Genomic DNA, 6,868 nt, shown 5'->3' on the forward strand with positions numbered 1-6,868 from the left:
GATCAGGCCGAGCGCGTCAAACGCGTGTTGGAACTTGTCGAACTGGGCGGGTTCGAGAAGAAATTCCCATGGCAGCTCTCTGGCGGCATGCAGCAACGTGCCTCCATCGCACGCGCGCTCGCCTTTGATGCGGACATCTTGTTGATGGATGAACCCTTTGGCGCTTTGGACGAAATCGTGCGCGACCACCTCAATGAACAGCTTTTGCAGCTCTGGGATCGCACCCAGAAAACCATCGCTTTCGTGACCCACTCCATCCCAGAGGCGGTATATCTCAGCACCAAGATCGTCGTCATGTCGCCGCGCCCCGGGCGCATTTCCGATGTGATCGAAAGCACCCTGCCGCGCGAACGCCCGCTCGAAATTCGCGACAGCCCAGAATTTATCGAAATCGCCCACCGCGTGCGCGAAGGCCTCAGAGCAGGGCACAGCGATGACTGACCTCTCCATCAGAGAAGCGACACACGCTGATCTGCCTGCCATGGCAGAGATCGTCGTCGCGTGGGAGCAAAGCACGCCATGGATGAACCCAACTTATAGCGCTGAGCAGATCGCTGGTATGTTCGGAGAGGCCTTTGAGGATCGCATTTTGCTGGTCGCAGGCGCACCCGCGCAGGCCTATTTGGCCTTTGATCCCCAACGCAATCGCATTGGTGGTCTTTATAGCAGCGTAACAGGTGGCGGCGTTGGCAAAGCCTTGATGGACAAGATCAAAGAAGGGCGCGACTACCTTTGGCTCAACACCCATGAACCAAATCTTGCTGCGCAGAAATTCTATAAACGCGAAGGCTTTGTTGAGATTTCGAACGAGGGCGCAGAAACAACCAATGATGTGCCCGAACTGCGCATGGAGTGGCGCAGATGAAGAACCTTTTGCCCATTCTTACAGTTGTCGCGGCCATCATCGTGCTCTGGTACGGGGCTGCGGTCTGGCTCAATGCGCCATGGGCCTATGACAAGGCGCAGCGTGCTGATGTCACGCTCAGCACCAGCGAGCTTATCGCCGATACGTGGTCGCAAAAGAAGCCAAAACTCCCCGCGCCGCATCAGGTCACGCAAGAGATTTGGAAAACCACCGTTGAGAAGAAAATCACCTCGAAGCGCTCGCTCATCTATCATTCGTGGATCACCCTTAGCGCCACGCTTCTTGGCTTCGCGCTTGGCACGGTGCTCGGTATCGCGCTGGCCGTGGGCATCGTTTACAACCGCACGATGGATATGAGTGTCATGCCTTGGGTCATCACCTCGCAAACCATCCCGATCCTCGCGGTTGCGCCCATGATCATCGTGGTTCTAAACGCGGTTGGTATCCAAGGGCTGCTGCCCAAAGCGATCATTTCGATGTATTTGTCCTTCTTCCCTGTGGTCGTCGGCATGGTCAAGGGTCTGCGTAGTCCCGATCACATGCAGCTCGATCAAATGCGCACATGGCATGCGAGCGGCGCGCAAACCTTCTGGCGGCTGCGTCTGCCGTCCTCCATGCCCTACCTGTTCACCTCACTCAAAATCGCCATGGCCGCGGCCATCGTCGGCGCGATCGTGGGTGAGCTTCCAACAGGTGCAGTTGCCGGTCTCGGCGCACGTCTCCTCGCAGGTAGCTACTATGGCCAAACCATCCAAATCTGGAGCGCCTTGCTCGTCGCAGCCGCCCTCGCTGCAACGCTGGTAGCTATCATCGGGTTGATGCAACGCATCGTGCTCAAACGTATGGGGATGGCGCAATGATCTGGTTACTTGCAGGAGCAATCTTCTGGGCACTTGGGTGGTGGATCAATGTCCGTCTCGCAGCCCAGCCCAAATCGCGCATGACCTCGCTTCTCGTGCCCATCATCTTCGGTATAACATTGCTGATTATCTGGGAATGCGTTGTGCGTGGCCTTCAAATCCAACAGGTGCTGCTCCCAGCCCCTTCCGTCATTGCCGCTCGCTTTGCTGCGTCCACATCGATCCTCTGGCAGGATTGGGTACAAACCGTCGTGAAGGGGATGATGAGCGGCTATATCATCGGCTGTCTCGCCGCCTTCGCCATGGCGCTCGCAGTGGACCGCTTCAAATTCCTGCAACGCGGCTTGCTCCCCGTTGGCAACTTCGCTGCGGCGCTTCCGATCATCGGTATGGCGCCGATCCTTGTGATGTGGTTCGGGTTCGATTGGCAATCCAAAGCGGCGGTTGTGGTCGTGATGATCTTCTTCCCGATCCTCGTGAACACCGTGCAAGGCTTGCAAGCCAGCGATGCGATCCAACGCGATCTCATGCGCACCTATGCAGCGGGTTATTGGAAAACACTCTTCAAACTGCGCCTTCCCATGGCGCTGCCCTTTATCTTCAACGGGCTAAAAATCGCGACCACCTTGGCTCTCATCGGAGCCATCGTCGCGGAATTCTTCGGATCCCCCATTCGCGGAATGGGGTTTCGAATTTCGACAAGCGTCGGCCAATTGGCGCTTGATCTGGTCTGGGCCGAAATCGTCGTCGCGGCGATCACAGGCTCGGCTTTCTATGGCGGAATGTCATTACTAGAACGCAAATGGACGTTCTGGCACCCGTCACAACGCAGCTAATAATAACAAAGCAATCAACAAGGAGACTGAAAATGAAAACTCTTTCAACATGGGTCGGCGCCGCGGCGCTCGGCGCGATGTCCACCATGGCGCATGCCGCAGATGAACTCACGCTGCAACTCAAGTGGGTCACACAAGCGCAGTTCGGCGGTTACTACGTCGCGCTCGACAAAGGCTTTTACGCCGAAGAAGATCTCGACGTCACGATCAAACCGGGCGGTCCTGACATCGCGCCGACGCAAGTTCTTGCAGGTGGCGGCGCGGACGTAACCGTGGAATGGATGCCAGCGGCCCTCGCGGCGCGCGAAAAAGGTCTGCCGATGGTCAACATCGCTCAGCCCTTCAAATCCTCTGGTATGATGCTCACTTGCCGCAAAGATGCGGGCATCTCAGGCACAGATGATTTCGCTGGCAAAACGCTGGGCGTTTGGTTCTTCGGCAACGAATTCCCGTTCCTCAGCTGGATGAGCAAACTGGGCCTTTCCACAGAAGGCGGTGACGATGGCGTCACAGTTCTCAAGCAAGGTTTCAACGTCGATCCGCTGCTGCAAAAGCAAGCAGCTTGCGTGTCCACGATGACGTACAACGAATACTGGCAGGTGATCGATGCAGGCCTCACGCCTGACGATCTGATGGTGTTCAAATATGAGGACCAAGGCGTCGCGACGCTCGAAGATGGTCTTTATGTTCTAGAAGATTCCCTTGCTGATCCAGCGATGGAAGACAAACTCGTCCGCTTCGTGCGCGCGTCTATGAAGGGTTGGAAATACGCAGAAGAGAACCCAGACGAAGCAGCAGATATCGTTCTTGAGAACGACGCATCCGGCGCTCAAACAGAAGAGCATCAGCAACGCATGATGCGTGAAATCTCCAAGCTGACAGCGGGTTCCAACGGTGCTTTGGTCAAAGCTGACTATGAGCGCACGGTTGAATCCCTGCTTTCTGGTGGCTCTGATCCTGTGATCACCAAAGCCCCTGAAGGCGCTTGGACACACGCGATCACTGACAAAGCGCTGAACTAATCACAGCGCAAAAAGTGACTTTTAAAGGGCTGCACTTCGGTGCGGCCCTTTCTTCGTTCGATTGGGCCTTTACTCAGACGGCAGCTCCAATCCGCTCCAGTCCAGCCCAGCTCTGTTAGACAACATAACCACAAGGCGGCTCATCGTTTCTGCATTCGGAGAGCAATCTGAGTCGAGCCAATGCTGGAGTGTGGCGCTCATCGCTCCCGCATAGAAAGTCGACGCATATTCCAAGAAGTCGGACGGAACATCTGAGAAGGGATCATTTGCCTCTTTGGCCCAGAGCGCAATGATCTGCTCTCGAAACGATGCAAGCGCATTCGACCCTGCCTCCCCACTCAATATAGCGCGCGCAATATGCGGCTGCGCACCGACCCGCTCAAAGGCGAAAAGTGTGATCTGGCGAAGCCTTTCCTTTTCCCCTGCTTGGGAAGGGTCGGTTTGGATCGAATTGATTTGATCCTCCAGCTCTGTTTCCAACCGCAGGTTCAACATCGCGCCAACGCTTTCGAAGTGCCGGTAAAATGTTTGGCGACCCACATTTGCCCGCCGCGCTAGATCGCTGACGCTAATCTCACGAAATGGCTTTTCAGAAAGCAGCTCATCAAGAGCGAGAAACAAGTCCTGCTGGGTTCGCGCTACGCGTGGATCGGTCATGGGGTCCTCACTGTCACCTTTTTGAGGTTTTAGCTTACGGAACACTTGTTCCATAGTAAAGTGCCTCTTATATGGAACATGTGTTCCATAAGCTGACTGATTCCAAACCTAACCTCACAAGGAAAGACAATGCTGATCTCCCGAAGAACTCTGATGAAATCGACCGCCGCAAGCGCAGGCCTCGTGCTTGCGCCGGGTTTGCAAACTTTTGCATCTGCTCAGACCACAGATACGCAGGGCAGGGTGATGAGCGATGCTGGCTATTCGCGCATCGCAGAAACACCAGAGGACTTTAAACGCCTCGGCCTCGACGCCAATAATATTGCTCTCTGGGAGGATGGTTTGCGTGCGCCAACGGAATCCGGTCACTATGAATGGTGGTACTTCGACTGTCACCTTAAGGACGGAACCTCTATCGTCGTCTTCTACACCAAACCGCTGACATCCGCCGACTGGTCCCTGACGCCTGAAATTAGCATCGATATCACACGTCCGGACGGCACAATTCACAAAGCCAAGCTCAGAGCCGCGCCAGAAGATTTCTCAGCGTCCAAAGACAGCTGTGATGTGCGCATCGAAGGCAACCGGTTCGTCGGTGATTTGAACAAATATCGCATCACAGCAGAGGTCGAAGACCTTTCCGTTGATATCGAACTGACAGGTGAAGTCCCTTCTTGGAGGCCTAAAACAGGCCACTTCTATTTCGGAAGCAAAGGTGAACCTGAGAAGCTTTTTGCATGGTTGCCGTCGGTGCCGCAGGGCAAAGTTAAGGCTAGCTACAAGATCGGCGATGAGACGTTCGAAGGAACAGGTGTAGGCTATCACGACCACAACTGGGGCAATGCTCCTATGCAAGACGTGATGCACAACTGGTATTGGGGACGTGCCAAGGTCGGCCCTTACACGGTGATCGCCTCCTACATCACAGCGGAGGAAGAGTATAACTATCAGCCGATGACTGTATTCTTGCTGGCCAAAGACGGAAAACACGTGGTCGACGACCATTCAAAGGTCGCGTTTTCGACAGCTAACAATTTCGCAGATGACAAAACGGGTAAGCCTGTCGCTGGTCTTTCGACCTATGTTTATGCGGACGGTGATACCGAATACATGGTCAAGTTTGAACATGAGGATACAATTATTCAGGACGTATTCGCTGACTCTCAGCCCCTCTTGAAGCGCCTTGCCGCGAAAGCCTTGGGCATAGATTCCTCCTATATGCGTCTCCAAGGTCCCGCGATTATAGAAAAGCGTGTAAACGGAGAGCTTGTGGAACATTTCGAAGATCATGCGATCTGGGAACAGATGTACTTCGGTGAAACGCGCACGCCAGACAAATAGGGCGCATCGCTGATCATCGAAGGATCAAGGCGCTGGGGCAAGAAAGATTAACCTCTTGTCCCAGCGCTATACGCATCTGAGTTTCGCCAAGCGATTCAATTTATGTACTGAGGAACTGGAAAGCAGAACGAACCTGAACTTTGCGCCCTAGCTGTGAATTGGATCGCTATGCGCTGCGTTCGAGAATTCCGGTTCTTCGGCGCATCGCGTCTCTTTCTCAATAGTCTGTTCTAGGGTAAATATAGCGCTGTTGGACCTCAGGAATTAGCAGCTACTCTCAATGAATGATGATCGGGAAAGAGAGACGGATCGCGAGCAGGTTGTGAGCAATCTCGACCTTGAAATCGTCTCTGATACGTTCCGCTCCATCGTTGATCAGAATGCTTTTGATAAGTTGATCCTCAAATGGAACCAGAAACTGAACTCAATTGAGAGCGTCGATGGAAACTGGGGCAACCGATTTGCCAGTGCTTTTATCGAACAGCTGGACGCTGCTGGCGACACTCTAGATCGCTTGGACATCAGCGAACACAGCGATCCGTTAGAGCGGATTGTATCTGAGGTGGCGGGCCCAGCGGTCGTTCTCAGCCCCGATTTGCGTGTGGCATCAATCAATGTTGAGGGGATCAATAGCTTCGGGACGAACTCTGGTGCGTTTTTTCGTGAGGATCGTGTAGATCCATCCTTTCGCAAAGTGTTTGACGCGGTCGTAAGGGCCGCCAATCAACGCGGGAACGCGGCGCAATCAGTGATCCACGTCATTGATCAAGCAAAAGACGGCACATCCTTTCATGCCGAGATTTTTCTGATCTGGCTGTCAAACCAGCCCAAACCCTACATCGCCATTCGAACATTGGAATTGGCGTGGTCGCCCGCAACGTCAGACAGGTTGAAACAAGCCTTCGATTTGACCGATGCCGAGGTCGAGGTGGGCCGCCAATTTTTTCAACTCTGTGATCTTGGCTTAGTGGCAGAAAAACGCGGCGTGTCGCGCCATACGGTTCGAACACAAATGAAAACGATCTTGTCCAAGACGGGCGCTGCGTCGCAGGCTGACCTGATCCGGTTGTTTGCGATGGTCGCGAGCCGGCAGCTTCTTGAAACAAGAGGGCTCAGATCGACATGGCGTGATCCGCTTGATCGTGAAAAGATCATAGTAACGCCCACGCGTCGTAAGATTGCATGGACCTGGATGGGCGACCCTAAAGGTACCCCAGTGATCTTTCTGCGCGGTATGGCCATGGGATATTTGCTCCCTGCGCAAGCCGAGGACATTTTGTCAAAAGC

The 6,868-nt window shown here is 54.2% G+C and carries 7 protein-coding genes and 1 pseudogene; 7 read left to right on the top strand and 1 reads right to left on the bottom strand.

The features are described 5' to 3' along the window. The 5 genes from ABJQ89_RS01795 to ABJQ89_RS01815 all read left to right on the top strand — a co-directional run. On the top strand, window positions 1–441 hold a 441-nt coding region (locus ABJQ89_RS01795; RefSeq protein ID WP_348494565.1), incomplete at its 5' end, for an ABC transporter ATP-binding protein. Beyond that, a complete protein-coding gene (locus ABJQ89_RS01800; protein WP_348494566.1) occupies window positions 434–865 on the top strand; it encodes a GNAT family N-acetyltransferase in 432 nt (143 codons plus the stop codon). The genes ABJQ89_RS01795 and ABJQ89_RS01800, both read left to right, overlap by 8 nt. Continuing rightward, window positions 862–1,725: an ABC transporter permease gene (locus ABJQ89_RS01805; protein WP_348494567.1), complete on the top strand. Its 864-nt coding sequence runs from the start codon at window positions 862–864 to the stop codon at window positions 1,723–1,725. Before ABJQ89_RS01800 ends, ABJQ89_RS01805 begins: the two co-directional genes overlap by 4 nt. Then, window positions 1,722–2,561 carry an ABC transporter permease gene (locus ABJQ89_RS01810; protein WP_348494568.1) on the top strand — a complete coding sequence of 280 codons (840 nt, stop codon included), beginning with the start codon at window positions 1,722–1,724 and terminating at the stop codon, window positions 2,559–2,561. The genes ABJQ89_RS01805 and ABJQ89_RS01810 overlap by 4 nt, the downstream gene beginning before the upstream one ends. Before the next feature lie 32 nt (window positions 2,562–2,593). Then, on the top strand, window positions 2,594–3,583 hold the full coding sequence (locus ABJQ89_RS01815) for an ABC transporter substrate-binding protein (RefSeq protein ID WP_348494569.1): 990 nt from the start codon (window positions 2,594–2,596) through the stop codon (window positions 3,581–3,583). A gap of 69 nt (window positions 3,584–3,652) precedes the next feature. On the opposite strand, the gene ABJQ89_RS01820 is transcribed toward ABJQ89_RS01815, so the two are convergent. Then, complete coding sequence (locus ABJQ89_RS01820; RefSeq protein ID WP_348494570.1) at window positions 3,653–4,240, bottom strand: TetR/AcrR family transcriptional regulator; 588 nt, start codon at window positions 4,238–4,240, stop codon at window positions 3,653–3,655. 129 nt (window positions 4,241–4,369) lie between these two features. On the opposite strand from ABJQ89_RS01820, the gene ABJQ89_RS01825 reads away from it, so the two are divergent. After that, window positions 4,370–5,581, top strand: a complete 1,212-nt coding sequence (locus ABJQ89_RS01825; protein ID WP_348494571.1) for a lipocalin-like domain-containing protein — start codon at window positions 4,370–4,372, stop codon at window positions 5,579–5,581. Window positions 5,582–5,861: 280 nt separating this feature from the next. Then, window positions 5,862–6,868 (top strand): annotated as a pseudogene (locus tag ABJQ89_RS01830) (alpha/beta hydrolase); the annotation flags it as partial.

It is taken from the genome of Planktotalea sp. (assembly GCF_039984035.1).
Classification (GTDB): domain Bacteria; phylum Pseudomonadota; class Alphaproteobacteria; order Rhodobacterales; family Rhodobacteraceae; genus Planktotalea.